The sequence below is a fragment of the Rhizobium sp. 05L419 genome, assembly GCF_056397845.1.
Genome location: NZ_JBFTOF010000001.1, coordinates 104814 through 122009, shown reverse-complemented (window position 1 = coordinate 122009; position 17196 = coordinate 104814). Strand labels below are relative to the sequence as shown.

General features: G+C 60.2%; 16 protein-coding genes. 15 read left to right on the top strand and 1 reads right to left on the bottom strand.

The annotated features are described in order from the left end of the window. Nucleotides 1-6: 6 nt before the first annotated feature. The 3 genes from AC1DMK_RS00620 (at nt 7) to AC1DMK_RS00610 (ending at nt 2642) form a co-directional block, all read left to right on the top strand. Nucleotides 7-732, top strand: coding sequence for an ABC transporter ATP-binding protein (locus AC1DMK_RS00620; protein ID WP_477856574.1), 726 nt, complete (start codon nt 7-9; stop codon nt 730-732). Next, on the top strand, nt 713-1921 hold the full coding sequence (locus AC1DMK_RS00615; protein WP_477856572.1) for an ABC transporter permease: 1209 nt from the start codon (nt 713-715) through the stop codon (nt 1919-1921). Before AC1DMK_RS00620 ends, AC1DMK_RS00615 begins: the two co-directional genes overlap by 20 nt. A gap of 106 nt (nt 1922-2027) precedes the next feature. Further along, nucleotides 2028-2642: a GntR family transcriptional regulator gene (locus AC1DMK_RS00610; RefSeq protein ID WP_477856571.1), complete on the top strand. Its 615-nt coding sequence runs from the start codon at nt 2028-2030 to the stop codon at nt 2640-2642. A 48-nt stretch (nt 2643-2690) separates the two neighbouring features. Here AC1DMK_RS00610 and AC1DMK_RS00605 read toward each other — a convergent pair whose 3' ends face one another. After that, nucleotides 2691-3503 carry a ferredoxin--NADP reductase gene (locus AC1DMK_RS00605; protein WP_477856569.1) on the bottom strand — a complete coding sequence of 271 codons (813 nt, stop codon included), beginning with the start codon at nt 3501-3503 and terminating at the stop codon, nt 2691-2693. A gap of 248 nt (nt 3504-3751) precedes the next feature. Here AC1DMK_RS00605 and pcsA point away from each other — a divergent pair, with 248 nt between their 5' ends. From pcsA to glmU, 12 genes are all read left to right on the top strand, one after another. Continuing rightward, nucleotides 3752-4480 (top strand): phosphatidylcholine synthase, encoded by a 729-nt coding sequence (gene pcsA, locus AC1DMK_RS00600; RefSeq protein ID WP_037061616.1) that lies wholly within the window; start codon nt 3752-3754, stop codon nt 4478-4480. 10 nt (nt 4481-4490) lie between these two features. Further along, the gene (locus AC1DMK_RS00595; protein ID WP_037061618.1) at nt 4491-5474 is read left to right on the top strand and encodes a quinone oxidoreductase family protein; all 984 of its coding nucleotides are present in this window, start codon (nt 4491-4493) and stop codon (nt 5472-5474) included. 39 nt (nt 5475-5513) lie between these two features. Beyond that, the gene (locus tag AC1DMK_RS00590) at nt 5514-7088 is read left to right on the top strand and encodes an ABC transporter ATP-binding protein (RefSeq protein ID WP_037061620.1); all 1575 of its coding nucleotides are present in this window, start codon (nt 5514-5516) and stop codon (nt 7086-7088) included. Continuing rightward, on the top strand, nt 7078-8163 hold the full coding sequence (locus AC1DMK_RS00585) for an ABC transporter permease (protein ID WP_037061621.1): 1086 nt from the start codon (nt 7078-7080) through the stop codon (nt 8161-8163). Before AC1DMK_RS00590 ends, AC1DMK_RS00585 begins: the two co-directional genes overlap by 11 nt. Further along, on the top strand, nt 8160-9080 hold the full coding sequence (locus AC1DMK_RS00580) for an ABC transporter permease (RefSeq protein ID WP_037061622.1): 921 nt from the start codon (nt 8160-8162) through the stop codon (nt 9078-9080). The genes AC1DMK_RS00585 and AC1DMK_RS00580 overlap by 4 nt, the downstream gene beginning before the upstream one ends. Before the next feature lie 49 nt (nt 9081-9129). Then, the gene (locus AC1DMK_RS00575) at nt 9130-10203 is read left to right on the top strand and encodes a BMP family ABC transporter substrate-binding protein (RefSeq protein WP_477856567.1); all 1074 of its coding nucleotides are present in this window, start codon (nt 9130-9132) and stop codon (nt 10201-10203) included. A 147-nt stretch (nt 10204-10350) separates the two neighbouring features. After that, nucleotides 10351-11313 (top strand): galactofuranose ABC transporter, galactofuranose-binding protein YtfQ, encoded by a 963-nt coding sequence (gene ytfQ / locus AC1DMK_RS00570; protein ID WP_037061626.1) that lies wholly within the window; start codon nt 10351-10353, stop codon nt 11311-11313. Nucleotides 11314-11432: 119 nt separating this feature from the next. Continuing rightward, nucleotides 11433-12956 (top strand): galactofuranose ABC transporter, ATP-binding protein YtfR, encoded by a 1524-nt coding sequence (gene ytfR / locus AC1DMK_RS00565; protein ID WP_477856566.1) that lies wholly within the window; start codon nt 11433-11435, stop codon nt 12954-12956. Continuing rightward, nucleotides 12953-13969, top strand: coding sequence for an ABC transporter permease (locus tag AC1DMK_RS00560; RefSeq protein WP_477856564.1), 1017 nt, complete (start codon nt 12953-12955; stop codon nt 13967-13969). The genes ytfR and AC1DMK_RS00560 overlap by 4 nt, the downstream gene beginning before the upstream one ends. After that, nucleotides 13966-14934 carry a galactofuranose ABC transporter, permease protein YjfF gene (yjfF, locus tag AC1DMK_RS00555; protein ID WP_037061630.1) on the top strand — a complete coding sequence of 323 codons (969 nt, stop codon included), beginning with the start codon at nt 13966-13968 and terminating at the stop codon, nt 14932-14934. Before AC1DMK_RS00560 ends, yjfF begins: the two co-directional genes overlap by 4 nt. A 25-nt stretch (nt 14935-14959) precedes the next feature. Continuing rightward, nucleotides 14960-15700 (top strand): FadR/GntR family transcriptional regulator, encoded by a 741-nt coding sequence (locus AC1DMK_RS00550; RefSeq protein ID WP_477856562.1) that lies wholly within the window; start codon nt 14960-14962, stop codon nt 15698-15700. A gap of 82 nt (nt 15701-15782) precedes the next feature. Beyond that, nucleotides 15783-17144 (top strand): bifunctional UDP-N-acetylglucosamine diphosphorylase/glucosamine-1-phosphate N-acetyltransferase GlmU, encoded by a 1362-nt coding sequence (gene glmU / locus AC1DMK_RS00545; protein ID WP_477856560.1) that lies wholly within the window; start codon nt 15783-15785, stop codon nt 17142-17144. Nucleotides 17145-17196: the final 52 nt, after the last annotated feature.

Sequence of the window (17196 nt, the reverse complement as noted above, 5' to 3'; positions counted from 1 at the left end):
GCCGATATGACGAGCCCGCCACTTATCGAATTCAGGCATGTGTCCAAGATCTACGGCCATGGTGAAGCGGCAATACGCGCGCTCGATGCCGTCGATCTGTCGATTCGCACGCATGAGTTCGTCGCGATCATGGGGCCGTCCGGGTCCGGCAAGTCGACGGCGATGAACATTCTCGGCTGTCTCGATGTGCCGACCGCGGGTGAATACCTCTTTCAGGGCATTTCCACCCAGGGCTTCGATCGCGCGCAGCTGACGATGCTGCGCCGTCACATGCTCGGGTTCGTTTTCCAGGGGTTCAATCTGCTGCCGAGGACCTCGGCGGTGGAGAATGTGGAGCTGCCACTGATCTACCGCGGCATGCACGCCGGCGAGCGTCACCGTCTGGCCATGGAAGCGCTGGGCCTTGTCGGTCTGTCCGGGCGCGAGCATCACAAGACGCAGGAACTCTCGGGCGGCCAACAACAACGCGTCGCCATCGCGCGGGCGATCGTCACCCGACCGTCGCTGCTGCTTGCGGACGAACCGACCGGCAACCTCGACACCAAGACCAGTGTCGAGATCATGGACCTGATGACGCGCCTAAACCGCGAGCAGGGCATCACGGTCGTCATGGTGACGCACGAACCTGATATTGCGGCCTATGCGCAGCGTCTGCTTCGTTTCGTCGACGGCAAGCTCGAAACGGACGGGACCGGGAGCGGGAGGGCTGAGCATGTTCTTCGAGACGCTTAAGCTCGCGCTGCGGGCGATCAGCCGCAACATGCTGCGTTCGTTCCTTACGGTTCTCGGCGTCGTCATCGGCGTTGCGGCCGTCATCGCGCTGGTGACGATCGGCAACGGCACGACTGCCCAGGTGACCTCCGAGCTGTCGCGCCTTGGAACGAACATGCTGTTTGCGCGCCCGGGCCAGTTCGGCCCCGGCCGCGCCAGCTCCGAGGCACGGCGCTTCACCGTTTCCGATGTCGAAGCCATCCGCGATCAGGTCGGCGGTCTGCGCGCGGTTGCGCCGCTCAATCAGACCACTGCGACTGTCATCTACGGTGGTCAGAGCCATTCGACGACCGTCATGGGAACGACGAACGACTACCTGATCGCCCAGGACTGGGACATGGCCGTCGGCCGCACCTTCGAGGCGGCCGAAGAGCGCGGGCGCGCTCGATGCATCCTCGGCGAGACCGTCCGCTCGCAGCTCTTCGGGGCCGCCGACCCGACCGGCCAGCAGATCCGGGTCGGCAAGGTGTCTTGCGGCGTCATCGGAGTGCTCTCCAAACGTGGCCAGTCCGGCATGGGCAACGACCAGGACGATGTCGTCGTCATACCTGTCAAGGTCTATCAGCGCCGGATCGGCGGCAAAGCCAATGCAAACGTTTCGATGGTGGTGATCTCGGCGCGTGACGGCGTTTCGACGTCGAAGGTACAGGCGGAAACGGAAAACCTGCTGCGCGAGCGGCGCAAGATCGTCCCTGGCCGCGAGGATGATTTCAACGTCAACGACATGACGCAAATTGCCGAAGCCATGACCGGCACGACAACGCTGCTGACCAGCCTGTTGGGTGCGGTTGCGGCAATCAGTCTGCTCGTCGGCGGCATTGGGATCATGAACATCATGCTGGTCTCGGTCACTGAGCGCACGCGCGAGATTGGCATTAGACTGGCGATCGGCGCTTTGGAGAAGCAGGTTCTGCTGCAGTTCCTCGTGGAGGCGGTCGCCCTCTCCATCTTCGGCGGGGTGACCGGCATTTTGCTGGGACTGGGCCTTGGCTTCGGCGCCGTGACGCTGCTGAAGGTGCCCTTTGTCGTAAGCCCTATGATGATTGTTGTCGCATTTGCCTTTTCGGCGGCGATCGGCATGATCTTCGGATACTTTCCGGCGCGGCGCGCAGCACAGCTCAACCCGATCGAGGCGCTTCGCCACGAATAGCGGGGTTGGCCGCGGCGCCCAGCATCGCTCTGATATATCATGGCAACTTGCCATTGCATTCATGGCTGGCCCAACTAAGATATATCAGAGCGAACACGGACCTGCGATGCAGAATTCACAGAGCCATCTTGCCTATCTGGCGCTGGAGCACGCGATCGTGACGCTGGCCTTGCTGCCCGGCGCGCTTGTGACCGAGAAGCAGCTTATCGATCTCTCTGGCCACGGCCGCACGCCGGTGCGCGAGGCAATCCAGAAGCTCGCCTGGCAGCGCCTGATTGTCGTCAAGCCGCGTGTCGGTCTGCAGATCGCCGAGATCAAGCCGAGTGATCACAGTCATGTCATGCAGGTTCGCCGCGAGCTCGAACCGATTGCGGCAGCGCTCGTTGCGGAACATGCGACTGACGTCCAGCGAAATCGGCTTATCGACTGCGCCCGCAGGATGGGAGACTGCGCCGTCAGCGGCGATCTGGCTGCATTCTTTGCCGCCGACAAGTCGTTCGACGAGATTCTCGAAGAAGCATGCCCCAACGCCTTCATCATTTCGGCGCTTGCGCCCGTTCAGACGCATTCGCGTCGGCTCTGGTACGCGAAGGCKAACCACGATCGCATGGACCGATCTATCTCGCTGCACGTCGCCGTTATCCGTGCCATCCAGCAGGGCAATGTGGCCGACGCCCGCAAGGCGATGACGTCGCTCATCGATTACCACAGTCGCCAATGAAAACGGCCCCGTTTCCGGGGCCGCGATCTCTATCCTGTTTCGTTCGGTCTAGCCGACGAAAGCCCTTTCGATGACGAATTCCGCGGGCTTGCTGTTGGCACCTTCATTGAGGCCTGCGTTTTCCAGGAGTGCCTTGGTGTCCTTCAGCATAGCGGAGGAGCCGCAGATCATGCCGCGATCGATCGCCGGATCGAGCGGCGGCACGCCGAGGTCGGTAAACAGCTTGCCCGACGAGATCAGGTCGGTGATACGGCCGCGATATTCGAAATCTTCGCGGGTGACGGTCGCGTAGTGGCGCAGCTTGTCGCCGACGACTTCCTTGAGCAGTTCGTCCTGCTGGATCTCCTGCACGAGGTCGAAACCGTACTTCAGTTCGGCAACGTCGCGCGTTGTGTGGGTGAGGATAACTTCCTCGAACTTCTCGTAGGTCTCGGGATCGCGGATAAGGCTCGCGAAAGGCGCGATGCCGGTGCCGGTCGAGAACATATAGAGACGACGGCCGGGGGTCAGCGCATCGAGCACCAGCGTGCCGGTTGGCTTCTTGCGCATCAGAACCTGGTCACCCGGCTTGATAGCCTGCAGGTGCGAGGTTAGCGGACCGTCCGGAACCTTGATCGAGAAGAATTCGAGTTCCTCGGACCACGCCGGGCTGGCGATGGAATAGGCGCGGAAAATCGGCTTGCCTTCGACCATCAGACCGATCATCGCGAATTCGCCGGAGCGGAAGCGGAAGCCCTGCGGGCGCGTCATCGTGAAACGGAACAGGTGATCCGTGTAGTGCGTGACGCTGAGCACGGTTTCGGCGTAGACGCCGGCAGGTATCGGTGAGGCGAAGTCTTCGGTCTTGGCAGGGGCGTTCATTGCGGTTTCGGATCCCGTAGTTCTTCGAATGATCTTTTCGATGCGAGCCAGATATTACAAATAGGCCTTCGGTGAAAGGTATTCCATTCTTTCTCGGGGGACTTGCACGAAATATGCATGTCATCGTCAGGATTCGAGCGCCCTGTGACCATCCGTCGCTTTTGCGCTGGCGAACCGATGCAAAGGATGCATATTAAGCAAAAAATCGCGCCTGCCGGGTGCGAATGGCTTGGGCTGCTCGGGGAAACATGAAGATTTTCAAGTACAAGCGCGTACCTTATGCGGAGATGCGCGCCTTTTCCGTCCATATTTTGACGGCTTCTGGCTCGTTTCTGGCATTTCTCGGTGTGGTGGCGGCCGCAGAACATCGTTTTATCGATATGTTCTGGTGGCTCGGCCTTGCGCTCCTGGTCGATGGGATCGACGGGCCGATCGCACGCAAGGTCAAGGTCAAGGAGGTTCTGCCGAACTGGTCTGGTGACACGCTCGACAATATCATCGACTACGTGACCTATGTGCTGCTGCCGGCATTTGCTCTTTATCAGAGTGGCATGATCGGCGAGCCCTGGTCGTTCGTCGCGGCGGGGATGATCGTCGTATCTAGTGCCATCTATTACGCCGACATGGGCATGAAGACCGACGAGTATTTTTTCTCTGGCTTCCCTGTTGTCTGGAACATGATCGTCTTCACGCTCTTCGTCATCGATGCGAGCGCGGCCACGGCGCTTGTCGTCGTCACCGTGTCGGTGATCCTGACGTTCCTGCCGATCAACTTTTTGCACCCGGTCCGCGTTCAACGCCTGCGTCCCCTCAACCTCGGTATCTTTCTGTTGTGGTCGGCACTGGGGATGTACGCGCTCCTGATGCACTTCAGTATCCCGCATTGGGCGCTTGTCCTCTTCATTCTGAGCGGCATCTATCTCTACTGCATCGGCGCCGTTTTGCAGTTCTTCCCGGCGCTGGGACGAAACGGGTAGGAGGCGGACGATGATGAGGACAAAGGCGATAGTGCTGAACAGGACCGGCGGGCCTGATGTACTGGAATATGCCGACGTCGATCTGTCGCCGCCGTCTGCCGGGGAAGTCCAGATCAGGCATGCCGCTGTCGGCCTGAACTTCATCGACGTGTATTTCCGCACGGGCCTCTACAAAGCTCCGCACATGCCCTTCGTGCCGGGCAAGGAGGCTGCCGGCACAGTCACCGCAATCGGCCCCGGTGTGGACGATTTTCAACTCGGCGATCGCGTTGCCTATGCCGGCTCAGACGGCGCCTACAGCGTCGAGCGCAATATCGAGACGAAGCATCTCGTGAAGGTGCCGGATGGCATCTCGCTGGAGACGGCCGCGTCGATGATGCTGAAAGGCATGACTGCGCAATATCTGTTGAACCGGACCTTCAAGGTCGGTCCCGGCACGACGATCCTGTTCCACGCGGCGGCTGGCGGCGTCGGCCAGATTGCCGGCCAGTGGGCGAAAGCGCTGGGCGCAACGGTGATCGGTACCGCGGGATCGGACAGCAAGGTGCGCATGGCGCTCGACCATGGCTACGACCACGTCGTCAACTACAACACGGAGAATTTTGTCGAACGAATTCGGGAGATCACCGGCGGCAAGGGCGTCGATGTCGTCTACGACTCCATCGGCCGCGATACCTTTCCGCAGTCGCTCGACTGTTTGAAACGGCTTGGCATGTTCGTGTCCTTCGGGCAGTCGTCCGGACCGATCGAAAACTTCACGCTGGCAATGCTCGCGCAGAAGGGCTCGCTCTTTGCGACGCGTCCCACGCTTTTCTCCTACATCGCCACGCGCCAAGAGCTAACTGATTGTGCAAACGCGCTATTTGATGTTGTTTTGAGCAACAAAGTGCGTATCAATATCAACCAAACCTATCCGTTGCGTGAGGTTGGGCAGGCCCACACGGATCTGGAGTCAAGAAAAACGACCGGAACTACACTGCTGATCCCAGAATGATCCATAACGGGCAGATCGGCAGCGGGAAATGAGGGGAACGTGTCTTCATCGGATGTGCCGGTTTCCGGCGCGTTATTGTCGGTTCAGAAGCTGACGAAGCTGTTTGGCAGCTTTGCTGCCTGTAGCGAGATCGATCTCGATATCGCGCCGGGTGAAATCCACGCTCTTCTCGGCGAAAATGGCGCCGGCAAATCGACGCTGGTCAAGATGCTGTTCGGCGTTCTCGATCCGACGCACGGGCAGGTGGTGTGGGAAGGTCGACCTGTATCGATCACATCGCCGGGTGCCGCCCGAAAGCTCGGCATAGGCATGGTCTTTCAGCATTTCTCGCTGTTCGAGGCGCTGACGGTTGCCGAGAATATCGCGCTTTCCCTGGACGACAGCATTCCGATTGGCAGGATCGCCGAAGAGGCACGGACGCTTTCGCGCGCCTACGGCCTGCCTCTCGATCCGCACGCCCATGTCGCCGATCTTTCCGTCGGCGAGCGCCAGCGCATCGAGATCGTGCGCGCGCTTCTGCAGAACCCCAAGCTCATCATTCTCGACGAACCGACCTCGGTGCTGACGCCACAGGAAGCCGACAGGCTTTTTGAAACGCTGTTCAAGCTTAAGGCTGAGGGCCGCTCCGTCCTCTATATCAGCCATCGCCTTGAAGAGGTGCAGCGCATCTGCGATCGCGCCACCGTCCTTCGTCATGGCAAGGTGACGGGCGCCTGCGACCCGCGTCAGGAGACCCCGGCCTCGCTCGCCCGCATGATGGTCGGCAACGACGTTGCCACCGTCACGCACCCGGATCGCGGCAATAAGGGCGACGTCCAGCTCGCGGTTTCAAATCTGTCCGTTGCGGCTCGCACCCCTTTCGCCATGCCGCTCAAGGATGTGTCTCTGGCCGTGCGGTCGGGTGAAATACTTGCGATCGCCGGTGTTGCCGGGAACGGCCAGGGTGAGCTTTTCGATTCGCTGTCCGGCGAATATCCGGTTTCGACATCTGCCGCGGTCACCATCCGCAGCAAGCCGGTCGGGACCCTCGGAATTACCGCCCGTCGTCTGCTCGGCGCCGGCTTCGTTCCCGAAGAACGCCACGGCCACGCTGCCGTCTCTGCCATGAAGCTGTCTGACAATCTGGTGCTGGCGCGTAGCCAATCCGACCGCAAGGCGTTCCTTGGCGGCGGCTTTCTGAAGATCATTCGCCGTAGCGCGGTGAGGATCGCGACCAGGCGCATCTCCCAAGAGATGGACGTGCGAAAGAGCGGCGAGGATCCTGCCGCCGGCTCGCTTTCCGGCGGCAACCTGCAGAAGTTCATCGTCGGCCGCGAGCTCGATCGCCAGCCCGCGGTGCTGGTCGTCAACCAGCCGACCTGGGGTGTCGACGCCGGGGCGGCGAGCCGCATTCGACAAGCGCTGGTCGATTTGGCGCGCAACGGTTCCGCCGTGGTCGTCATCAGCCAGGACCTCGACGAGATATTCGAGGTTGCGACCGAAATCGCAGTCATCTCCGAGGGGCGCTTGTCGCAGCCCTTTGCAGCCGGCGAATTGTCGCGCGAAAAGATCGGCCTCTTGATGGGCGGCCTGCACGAAAGCACGACCGCACCGGAGACGGACAATGCGCATTGAACTCGAAAAGCGGCCTCAGGCTTCGCGGCTGTACGGTTTCGTATCGCCCCTGCTGGCACTGGCGCTGACACTGATCGCCGGTGCGATCATGTTTGCGATTCTCGGCAAGGATCCGGTCGAGGCGCTGGACGCCTTCTTCCTCGAGCCGCTGCTAGAAGTCTGGTCGCTGCACGAATTGGCTGTCAAGGCAGCGCCCCTGATCTTGATCGCGGTTGGGCTTGCGGTCTGTTATCGCTCCAACAACTGGAATATCGGTGCCGAAGGCCAGTTTACGATGGGCGCGATTGCCGGCTCCACACTGCCGATCCTGTTCACCGAGTGGCATTCGCCGATGGTGCTGCCGCTGATGCTGGTCATGGGAGCGATAGGAGGCGCGCTTTTCGCCGCCATCCCGGCACTTCTAAAGGCGCACTTCAACACCAATGAGATCCTGACGAGCCTGATGCTGGTCTATATTGCGCAGCTTTTCCTCGATTGGCTGATCCGTGGCGCATGGCGCAACCCTCAGGGCTTCAATTTCCCCGAAAGCGTGCCGTTCGCACCGGAGGCAACATTGCCCGCGATCTGGGAGGAGTCCGGCCGCGCGCACTGGGCTTTCGTTTTCGCCATCATTGCCGCCATTCTCGTCTGGTTCATGCTGAAATTCACCCTGAGAGGCTTCGAGATCGTGGTGCTTGGCCAATCCGAGCGGGCAGGGCGTTTTGCCGGTTTCTCGTCGAAGAAGATGATCTGGTTCAGCTTTCTGTTTTCCGGCGCGCTCGCGGGACTTGCCGGAATTTCCGAGGTGTCCGGCTCGATCGGCCACCTGCAGCCGGCCATATCGCCCGGCTACGGTTTCACGGCGATCATCGTTGCGTTTCTCGGCCGCCTCAACCCGCTCGGCATTATCGCATCGGGATTGGTGCTGGCGCTGACCTATCTCGGCGGCGAAGCGGCACAGCTTTCGATCGGCGTGTCTGACAAGGTCACCCGCGTCTTCCAGGGCCTGCTGCTTTTCTTCGTGCTCTCCTGCGATACGCTGATCTACTACAAGATCCGCATCGTCTGGTCGCGGTTGCGGGGAGGCCTCGCATGAGCATTTTCGAAGCAATCCTTCTGACCGTCATCACGGCTTCGACGCCACTCGTCATCGCAGCCCTGGGCGAACTGGTGGCCGAGAGATCGGGCGTGCTCAATCTCGGCATCGAGGGCATGATGATCATGGGTGCCGTTGCGGCCTTCGCTGGCGCGCAGGCTACGGGCTCGCCTTACATCGGGCTGCTGGCCGGGATCGGCGCGGGCGCCCTTTTCTCGCTGCTCTTCGGTTTTCTGACGCTCACGCTCGTCGCCAACCAGGTGGCGACCGGCTTGGCGTTGACGATCCTTGGTCTCGGAGTATCCGGTATGCTGGGCGAGGGCTACGTCAGCGTGCCGGGCGTTCGCCTCGCGCCGATCGTCATCCCATACCTCTCCGATATTCCGCTTCTGGGGTCCGTCCTGTTCAGGCAGGATCTGACGGTCTATCTGTCGGTTGCGCTTCTCCTCGGGGTCAGCTGGTTCCTGTTCCGCAGCCGCACGGGCCTCAAGCTCCGTGCGATCGGCGATAGCCACGGCTCCGCTCATGCGCTCGGCATCAACGTTGTTCGCACCCGCTATCTCGCCGTAATGTTCGGCGGCTCCTGCGCTGGCCTGGCGGGCGCGCAGCTGTCGCTGGTATACACACCGCAATGGGTTGAGAACATGTCGTCCGGTCGCGGCTGGATCACGCTGGCGCTGGTGGTTTTCGCGTCCTGGCGTCCATGGCGCGTCTTCGCCGGCGGCTACCTCTTCGGGGCCGTCACGATCCTGCAGCTGCACGCGCAGGCCTTTGGCGTCGGTATCCCGGCGCAGTTCCTGTCGATGCTGCCCTATGCGGCGACTATTGTAGTTCTTGTCATCATTTCTCATAATCGCCGCACAACGTTGATCAATACGCCTGCGTCGCTGGGAAAGCCTTTCGTCCCGGAACGTTAAACACAAAAATGAGACGGGCATCCGGAAACTCAAACCAACAGGGGTTATCATGAAAAAACTAGCATTCGCCTTAGCTACCTCGGCAGCTGCGATCCTGAGCGTCGGCACCGCCGCCCAGGCCGCGGACAAGACGAAGATTTGCTTCGTTTACGTCGGCTCGCACACGGACGGCGGCTATTCGCAGGCGCACGATCTTGGACGTCAGCAGATCCAGAAGGAATTCGGTGACAAGATCGACACACCGTATCTTGAAAACGTGCCGGAAGGCCCGGATGCCGAGCGCGCCATTGAGCGTCTCGCCCGCTCTGGCTGCAAACTGATCTTCACCACGTCCTTCGGCTTCATGGACGCGACGGTCAAGGTTGCCGCCAAGTTCCCGAAAGTAAAGTTCGAGCACGGCACCGGCTACAAGTCTGGTCCGAATCTCGCAACCTACAACTCGCGCTTCTATGAAGGCCGCTACATCCTTGGTCAGATCGCAGCAAAGACGTCGAAGAACCACGGCGCCGCCTACATCGCCTCCTTCCCGATTCCGGAAGTGGTCATGGGCATCAACGCCTTCGAGCAGGGCGCCAAATCGATCGATCCGGACTTCAAGCTCAAGGTCATCTGGGTGAACACCTGGTTTGACCCTGGCAAGGAAGCCGATGCCGCAAAGGCAATGGTCGACCAGGGCGTGGACGTGCTGACGCAGCACACCGATACCACTGCGCCGATGCAGGTTGCCGAAGAGCGTGGCATCCACGCATTCGGCCAGGCTTCCGACATGATCGCAGCCGGCCCGAAGGCTCAGCTGACCGCGATCGTCGACACTTGGGGCAACTACTACTCCAAGCGCGTTCACGCGCTCCTGGACGGCACCTGGAAGTCCGAGCAGAGCTGGGATGGATTGAAGGACGGCATCCTCAAGATGGCGGACTATACCAACATGCCAGACGACGTGAAGAAGATGGCCCAGGAAACCGAAGCCAAGATCAAGTCGGGTGAACTGCATCCGTTCACCGGCCCGATCAACAAGCAGGACGGAACGCCATGGCTGAAGGCTGGCGAAAAGGCCGATGATGGTACATTGCTCGGTATGAACTTCTACGTCGAAGGCGTTGACGACAAGTTGCCGAAGTAAACCGGCTACTTCAATTAGCAGATGCGAAAGGGCGCCCCCGTCGGGCGCCCTTTTTGCTGCACTGCATGCAACAATGTCCATTTACAAAAGTAATACTATATGATTTTCCTTACGTGTGCCGCTAAGAGGCGGCTTTGGGAGGAAATCATGAAATTGAAGACTGCACTCTTGAGTGCCACGATTCTTGCTGCTTGCATGTTCGGTTCGGCCTCCGCTGCCGAGCTCGTTGTGGGATTTTCGCAGATCGGCTCGGAATCCGGTTGGCGCGCTGCTGAAACGACCGTCACCAAGGAACAAGCGAAGAAGCGCGGCATCGACCTGAAATTCGCCGATGCCCAGCAGAAGCAGGAAAACCAGATCAAGGCGATCCGCTCCTTCATCGCTCAGGGCGTCAACGCCATCCTTCTCGCCCCCGTCGTCGAGACCGGCTGGGACGCCGTCCTGAAGGAAGCCAAGGAAGCCGATATCCCGGTCATCCTGCTTGACCGCAACATCAAGGCACCTGAGGACCTCTACCTAACGGCTGTTACCTCCGATCAGGTTCACGAGGGCAAGGTTGCCGGCGACTGGCTGGTAAAGACGGTCGGCGACAAGAAATGCGACATCGTTGAACTTCAGGGCACCACCGGCTCGTCGCCGGCAATCGCCCGCAAGAAGGGCTTCGAGGAAGCCATCGCAGGCAAGTCGAACTTCAAGATCGTTCGCAGCCAGACCGGCGACTTCACCCGCACCAAGGGCAAGGAAGTCATGGAGAGCTTCTTGAAAGCTGAGAACGGCGGCAAGGACATCTGCGCTCTCTACGCACACAACGACGACATGGCCGTCGGCGGTATCCAGGCAATCAAGGAAGCCGGCCTGAAGCCAGGCAAGGATATCCTCGTTGTCTCGATCGACTCCGTTCCTGACATCTTCAAGGCCATGGAAGCCGGCGAGGCCAACGCGACCGTCGAACTGACGCCGAACATGGCTGGTCCGGCATTCGACGCTCTCGACGCCTACCTCAAGGACAAGAAGGCTCCGCCGAAGTGGATCCAGACGGAATCGAAGCTCTACACTCAGGCTGACGACCCGAAGAAGGTCTACGAGTCCAAGAAGGGGCTCGGCTACTGATCTGATGTTGGAACCGCACCGGCCCGTCATGGGCCGGTGCGGAACTGCCTGAGCTTTGCCGGGCATCATGTCCGGCTAAGGCGCGGCAATATGGGTCAATATCAGGAAAAAGTGCCTTCATGATTCACGATTTCGAGAACGTCCTTGCCGCATCCGGGGTATCGAAATTCTTCCCCGGCGCGGTTGCGCTCGACAAGGTCGACTTCACCCTGCGCAAGGGCGAGGTGCACGCCTTGCTCGGTGAAAACGGCGCCGGCAAATCGACCCTGATCAAGTGCATTACCGGTGCGTATCGCCGCGACGAAGGCAGCCTGATTCTGGAGGGCGCCGAGATCGATCCAGCTGATACGCTCGCCGCCCAGAAGCTCGGCATCGGAACAGTTTACCAGGAGGTCAATCTCCTGCCGAATCTGAGCGTCGCCGAAAATCTTTTCATCGGGCGCCAGCCGAAGCGCTTCGGCATGATCGACGTTCGCGCCATGAACAGGCAGGCCAGCGCGCTGCTTCGGGAATACGGCGTCGACATCGATGTGACCGCGCAACTCGATCGCTTTTCGGTCGCCGTCCAACAAGTCATTGCCATAGCGCGCGCAGTCGATCTGTCCGGCAAGGTTCTCATTCTCGACGAGCCGACGGCAAGTCTCGATGCGCAGGAAGTCGCCATGCTGTTCCGCATCATGCGAGACCTGAAGAAACGCGGATTGGGAATTGTCTTCATTACGCATTTCCTGGAGCAGGTCTATGAAATCAGCGATCGCATCACCGTTTTGCGAAATGGCAGGCTGGTCGGCACGCGCGACGCGGCCGAACTGCCGCGACAAGCGTTGATCTCGATGATGTTGGGTCACGAACTGGCGCATGTCGAAGCCGCCGCCAAGGAGCGCACGATAGCCGCCGGACCCGTGAAATACAGCTTTGAGGGCTTTGGCAAGCGCGGCAAGGTGAAGCCATTCGACCTTCAGGTTCGTGTTGGCGAAGTTGTCGGTATCGCCGGCCTGCTTGGTTCCGGAAGGACCGAGACGGCCGAACTGCTGTTCGGTATCGAGCATGCCGACAGCGGTACTGCGAAGGTGGATGGCAAGCCGGTCTCGTTGTCGAGCCCTCGGGCTGCGATCCGCAATGGCTTCGGCTTCTGCCCGGAAGACCGCAAGACGGACGGCATCATCGGCGACCTGTCGATCCGTGAAAACATCGCGCTGGCACTGCAGGCCCGCAGGGGGTGGGCGAGACCCCTCTCGCGCGGCGAGCAGAACGCGCTGGCAGACCAATACATCAAGGCGCTCGATATCCGCACCACGGATCGGGAAAAGCCGATCCGCCTGCTGTCGGGAGGCAACCAGCAGAAGGCTATCCTCGCCCGGTGGCTGGCAACCAACCCGGATTTCCTGATCCTGGACGAGCCCACGCGCGGCATCGACGTCGGCGCCCACGCCGAGATCATCCGCCTAATCGAGGAATTGTGTGAAAAAGGCATGTCGTTGATTGTGATTTCATCGGAATTGGAAGAGCTTATAGCCTATAGTTCACGTATCCTGGTATTGCGGGACCGGGAGCATGTGGCCGAATTGACCGGCGACAATGTCAGCACCACACGGATCGTGCAGGCGATCGCCGCCGTGCAGAAAAGGACGGAGGACGCATGACTTCCTCACAAAAGGCGCTGCTCGTTCGTCTTGCGCCGCAGCTGATTGCTTTGGCTGTCATTCTTCTTTTGAATTTCATCATGTTTCCTCAGTTTTTTAATGTAACCATTCAGAATGGCCGGCTGTATGGCAGCATAATCGATGTGCTGAACCGCGGCGCGCCGGTTGCGCTGTTGGCAATCGGCATGACGCTGGTGATCGCGACGAAAGGCATCGACCTGTCGGTCGGCGCGGTCATCGCGATCTGTGGAGCAGTGGCTGCATCGTCGATCGTCTCGGGCAACTCGCTCGTCTGGACATTGGTCGTGACCATACTCGTGGGGCTAGCCTGCGGAGCGTGGAATGGCTTTCTGGTCGCGATCCTCAACATTCAGCCGATCATCGCGACGCTGGTTCTGATGGTTGCCGGCCGCGGCATTGCCCAGTTGATCACCGAGGGCGTGATCATGACCTTCAACGACGACGGATTGATCTTCTTCGGCAGCGGATCCTTCGCCTTCATGCCCATGCCTGTTGTGATCTGGCTGGTTGTCGGAGCGCTTGTCACGCTGTTGGTAAGGCGGACTGCGCTTGGGATGCTGATCGAGGCCACCGGCATCAACAGGCATGCGAGCACGCTGTCCGGCGTGAGAACGCCGGTTCTGCTGATGGCGGTCTACGTACTGAGCGGGCTCTGTGCGGCGATCGCGGGCATCATCGTTGCAGCCGATATCAAGGGAGCGGACGCGAACAATGCCGGTCTGTGGCTTGAGCTCGATGCCATCCTGGCGGTGGTCGTCGGCGGCAATTCTCTGCTTGGCGGTCGGTTCAGCATCATCGGCTCCCTGATCGGTGCGATGATCATCCAGGCGGTCAACACCGGCATTCTGCTGTCGGGCTTCCCGCCCGAGTTCAACCTGATCATCAAGGCGGTGATCGTGCTTGTCATTCTGGTCATCCAGTCGCCTGCGGTGCAATCGGCTGCAACCTTCCTGGGACGCCGGCCGAGCCTGAGAGGGGAACTCCAGAAATGAACTCGAAATACCTGCCCCTGCTGGCGACGATCGTGATCTTCGTTCTGTCCTATGCGGTCTGCGCGCTGCAGTATCCGAACATGTTGTCGACGCGCGTGATCGGTAACCTGCTGACCGACAATGCTTTTCTCGGCATCGCGGCGGTCGGCATGACCTTCGTGATCATTTCGGGTGGCATCGACCTGTCGCTCGGGTCGGTGATTGCCTTCACCGGCGTCTTCCTGGCAGTCATCCTGCAAAACACCACCATCCATCCGCTGCTCGCCTTCGCGCTGGTGCTCGTGATCACCACGGCATTCGGCGGCGCGATGGGCGCGGTGATCCATTATCTGCAGATGCCGGCCTTCATCGTGACGCTCGCGGGCATGTTCCTGGCCCGTGGCATGGCCTTCGTGCTGTCGATCGACAGCATCCCGATCAACCATGACTACTACACGACGCTGTCGGGGCTTTACTACAAGCTGCCGGGCGGAGGGCGCCTGACGCTGGTCGGGATTGTCATGCTGCTTGTTTTTGCCGCAGGCATATTCATCGCGCACAGAACCCGCTTCGGAACCAACGTCTATGCGCTTGGCGGCGGTGCGCAGACGGCGCAGTTGATGGGCGTTCCGGTCGGACGCACGACGATTCAGATATACGCCCTGTCGGGCTTCCTCGCAGGTCTATCCGGAATCGTTTTTTCGCTTTATACGTCCGCCGGCTATTCCTTGGCAGCGGTCGGCGTCGAACTCGATGCGATCGCGGCAGTGGTCATCGGGGGGACACTGCTGACGGGAGGAGCGGGATTTGTGGCGGGAACCTTTATCGGGCTTCTCATCCAGGGGCTTATTCAGACCTACATCACCTTCGACGGAACACTTTCCAGCTGGTGGACGAAGATACTGATCGGCTTGCTGCTTTTTGCATTCATCCTGCTGCAGAAAGGAATTCTGTTCCTGTCTCGTTTGAACAAGAGGTATGCCTGACGGAGGGGGTTGCTTGCGAAATCGAATGCTTGATACGGGAAAGATGCAGCGGAGATCGCGCACCAGCCATGCGCAGGTGGTGGATGAACTCGGTCGGGCGATCGTCGCAGGAACCTATCCCGTAGGAAGCATTCTGCCCGGTGATCTGGAACTTGCGCAGCGGTTCAAGGTGTCGCGGACCGTCCTTCGCGAGACGATGAAGACGCTGGCTGCCAAGGGCATGATCGTCGCCAAGGCGCGCGTCGGCACGCGGGTGACCGAAAAGAACCAATGGAACATGTTCGACAGCGAGGTCATTGCCTGGCATTTCGACAATGGCGTCACAGAAGAGTTCCTGTTGCAGCTCTATGATATTCGTCTTGCGGTCGAGCCCTTTGCGGCGGGCCTGGCGGCGGAGCGCGCAAGTGGAATCGACATCGAGCAACTCACCAGCCTCGCGCTGGAGATGGCGCAGCCCGGCCATACGACCGAAAGTCTCGCTCTTGCCGACCTGCGCTTTCATCTGGCGATTGCCGATGCTGCCCACAATCCGTTTATGCACACGCTGGGCAGTTTGATCGAAGCCGCCCTTGTCGGCATGTTCCGGATCAGTACACCGCCCTCGCAGAACGGCTTTTCCAACATCGCGAACACGCACATGCGCATTGTCAAGGCGGTCGTGGGCAGGGACGTTCAAGGCGCCCGCAAGGCCATGGAAGCGGTCATCGTCGAGGGTCGCAACCACGTGCGCGAATCCTATGCGTCGATGAACAAGACTCTCGCCTGATCCATTTTGACCTTTGTCCGTCGTTTGTCTTGCTGCTATGAGGCTGCAAAGCGCTGCCTTTAACGCAATCTTGGAGCAGACCATGGAACGTACCTGCCTTGCCGTCATTCTCGCCGCAGGTGACAGCACGCGAATGAAATCGTCGAAGTCCAAGGTTCTGCACTCCGTGGCGAACCGTCCGATGATCGCCCATGTCGTCGATGCCGTGGCAAAGACTGGTATCGCCTCCGTAGCACTTGTCGTCGGACGCAATGCGGAAGAGGTGGCAGAAGCTGCAGGTGTCGGCGGCGTCGCGATCGAGACGTACCTTCAAAAGGAACGCCTCGGCACCGGCCATGCGGTTCTTGCGGCAAGGGATGCTATTGCCTGCGGTTATGACGAAATCATTGTCACCTACGGCGACGTCCCACTGCAGACGGAAGGTCCGTTGAAGGCCGCGCGTCAGGGCCTTGCGGATGGAAGCGATATCGTTGTCATCGGGTTTCACACGGACAGGCCGACCGGCTACGGTCGCCTGCTCGTCAAGGACGGCGAGCTGATCGCCATCCGCGAGGAGAAGGACGCGACGGATGCCGAGCGCGCTGTCACCTGGTGCAACAGCGGCCTTATGGCGATCAACGGCCGCAAGGCGCTTGATCTTTTGTCTCGCATCGGCAACAGCAATGCAAAGGGCGAATATTATCTGACCGATCTAGTCGAGATCGCCCGTTCGCTCGGTGGGCGCGTGACGGCGGTCGATGCGCCGGAGGTCGAAATGACCGGCTGCAACAACCGCGCCGAACTCGCAGTGGTCGAACGCCTGTGGCAGGAACGCCGCCGGCATGAGCTGATGGTATCGGGCGTCACCATGATTGCGCCCGAAACAGTGTTCCTGTCCTACGACACGGTTATCGGGCAGGACGCGCTGATCGAGCCGAATGTCATTTTCGGTTCCGGCAGCGTGATCGAGGGCGGTGCGGTCATTCATGCCTTCTCCCATATCGAAGGTGCGCGTGTCAGCGCCGGCGCGACGGTCGGTCCGTTCGCTCGGCTGCGACCGGGCGCCGATTTGGCAGCCGGTGCGAAAGTCGGCAATTTCTGCGAAGTCAAGAACGGCAAGATTGGCGAGGGTGCTAAGGTCAATCACCTGACCTATATCGGGGATGCGAAGATCGGCGCCGGTGCGAACATCGGAGCGGGAACGGTTACGTGTAACTATGATGGCGTCAACAAGAGCGAGACGCTGATCGGCGAAAATGCCTTTATCGGCTCGAACTCGTCGCTCGTGGCGCCCGTCACAATCGGCGACAACGCCTATGTCGGATCCGGCAGCGTCATCACCTCCGATGTGCCTGCAGATGCGTTGGCGCTGGGGCGTGCGCGCCAGGAAGTGAAACCCGGCCGCGCGGCCGTGCTGCGTGAGCGCGCGATTGCCATCAAGGCAGCGAAGAAGGCCAGGGGCTGACGGACTTTCGTAACGGCTGGAAATCGAAAGTGACCGCCGAGCCGATTGAGAA

What these genes read in the sequence shown, in the direction of transcription:
- AC1DMK_RS00620 (WP_477856574.1), top strand. Translation starts at nt 7, where the DNA reads ATGACGAGCCCGCCACTTATCGAATTCAGGCATGTGTCCAAGATCTAC.
- AC1DMK_RS00615 (WP_477856572.1), top strand. Translation starts at nt 713, where the DNA reads ATGTTCTTCGAGACGCTTAAGCTCGCGCTGCGGGCGATCAGCCGCAAC.
- AC1DMK_RS00605 (WP_477856569.1), bottom strand. Translation starts at nt 3,503, where the DNA reads ATGAACGCCCCTGCCAAGACCGAAGACTTCGCCTCACCGATACCTGCC.
- pcsA (WP_037061616.1), top strand. Translation starts at nt 3,752, where the DNA reads ATGAAGATTTTCAAGTACAAGCGCGTACCTTATGCGGAGATGCGCGCC.
- AC1DMK_RS00595 (WP_037061618.1), top strand. Translation starts at nt 4,491, where the DNA reads ATGATGAGGACAAAGGCGATAGTGCTGAACAGGACCGGCGGGCCTGAT.
- AC1DMK_RS00585 (WP_037061621.1), top strand. Translation starts at nt 7,078, where the DNA reads ATGCGCATTGAACTCGAAAAGCGGCCTCAGGCTTCGCGGCTGTACGGT.
- AC1DMK_RS00580 (WP_037061622.1), top strand. Translation starts at nt 8,160, where the DNA reads ATGAGCATTTTCGAAGCAATCCTTCTGACCGTCATCACGGCTTCGACG.
- AC1DMK_RS00575 (WP_477856567.1), top strand. Translation starts at nt 9,130, where the DNA reads ATGAAAAAACTAGCATTCGCCTTAGCTACCTCGGCAGCTGCGATCCTG.
- ytfQ (WP_037061626.1), top strand. Translation starts at nt 10,351, where the DNA reads ATGAAATTGAAGACTGCACTCTTGAGTGCCACGATTCTTGCTGCTTGC.
- ytfR (WP_477856566.1), top strand. Translation starts at nt 11,433, where the DNA reads ATGATTCACGATTTCGAGAACGTCCTTGCCGCATCCGGGGTATCGAAA.
- AC1DMK_RS00560 (WP_477856564.1), top strand. Translation starts at nt 12,953, where the DNA reads ATGACTTCCTCACAAAAGGCGCTGCTCGTTCGTCTTGCGCCGCAGCTG.
- yjfF (WP_037061630.1), top strand. Translation starts at nt 13,966, where the DNA reads ATGAACTCGAAATACCTGCCCCTGCTGGCGACGATCGTGATCTTCGTT.
- AC1DMK_RS00550 (WP_477856562.1), top strand. Translation starts at nt 14,960, where the DNA reads ATGCTTGATACGGGAAAGATGCAGCGGAGATCGCGCACCAGCCATGCG.
- glmU (WP_477856560.1), top strand. Translation starts at nt 15,783, where the DNA reads ATGGAACGTACCTGCCTTGCCGTCATTCTCGCCGCAGGTGACAGCACG.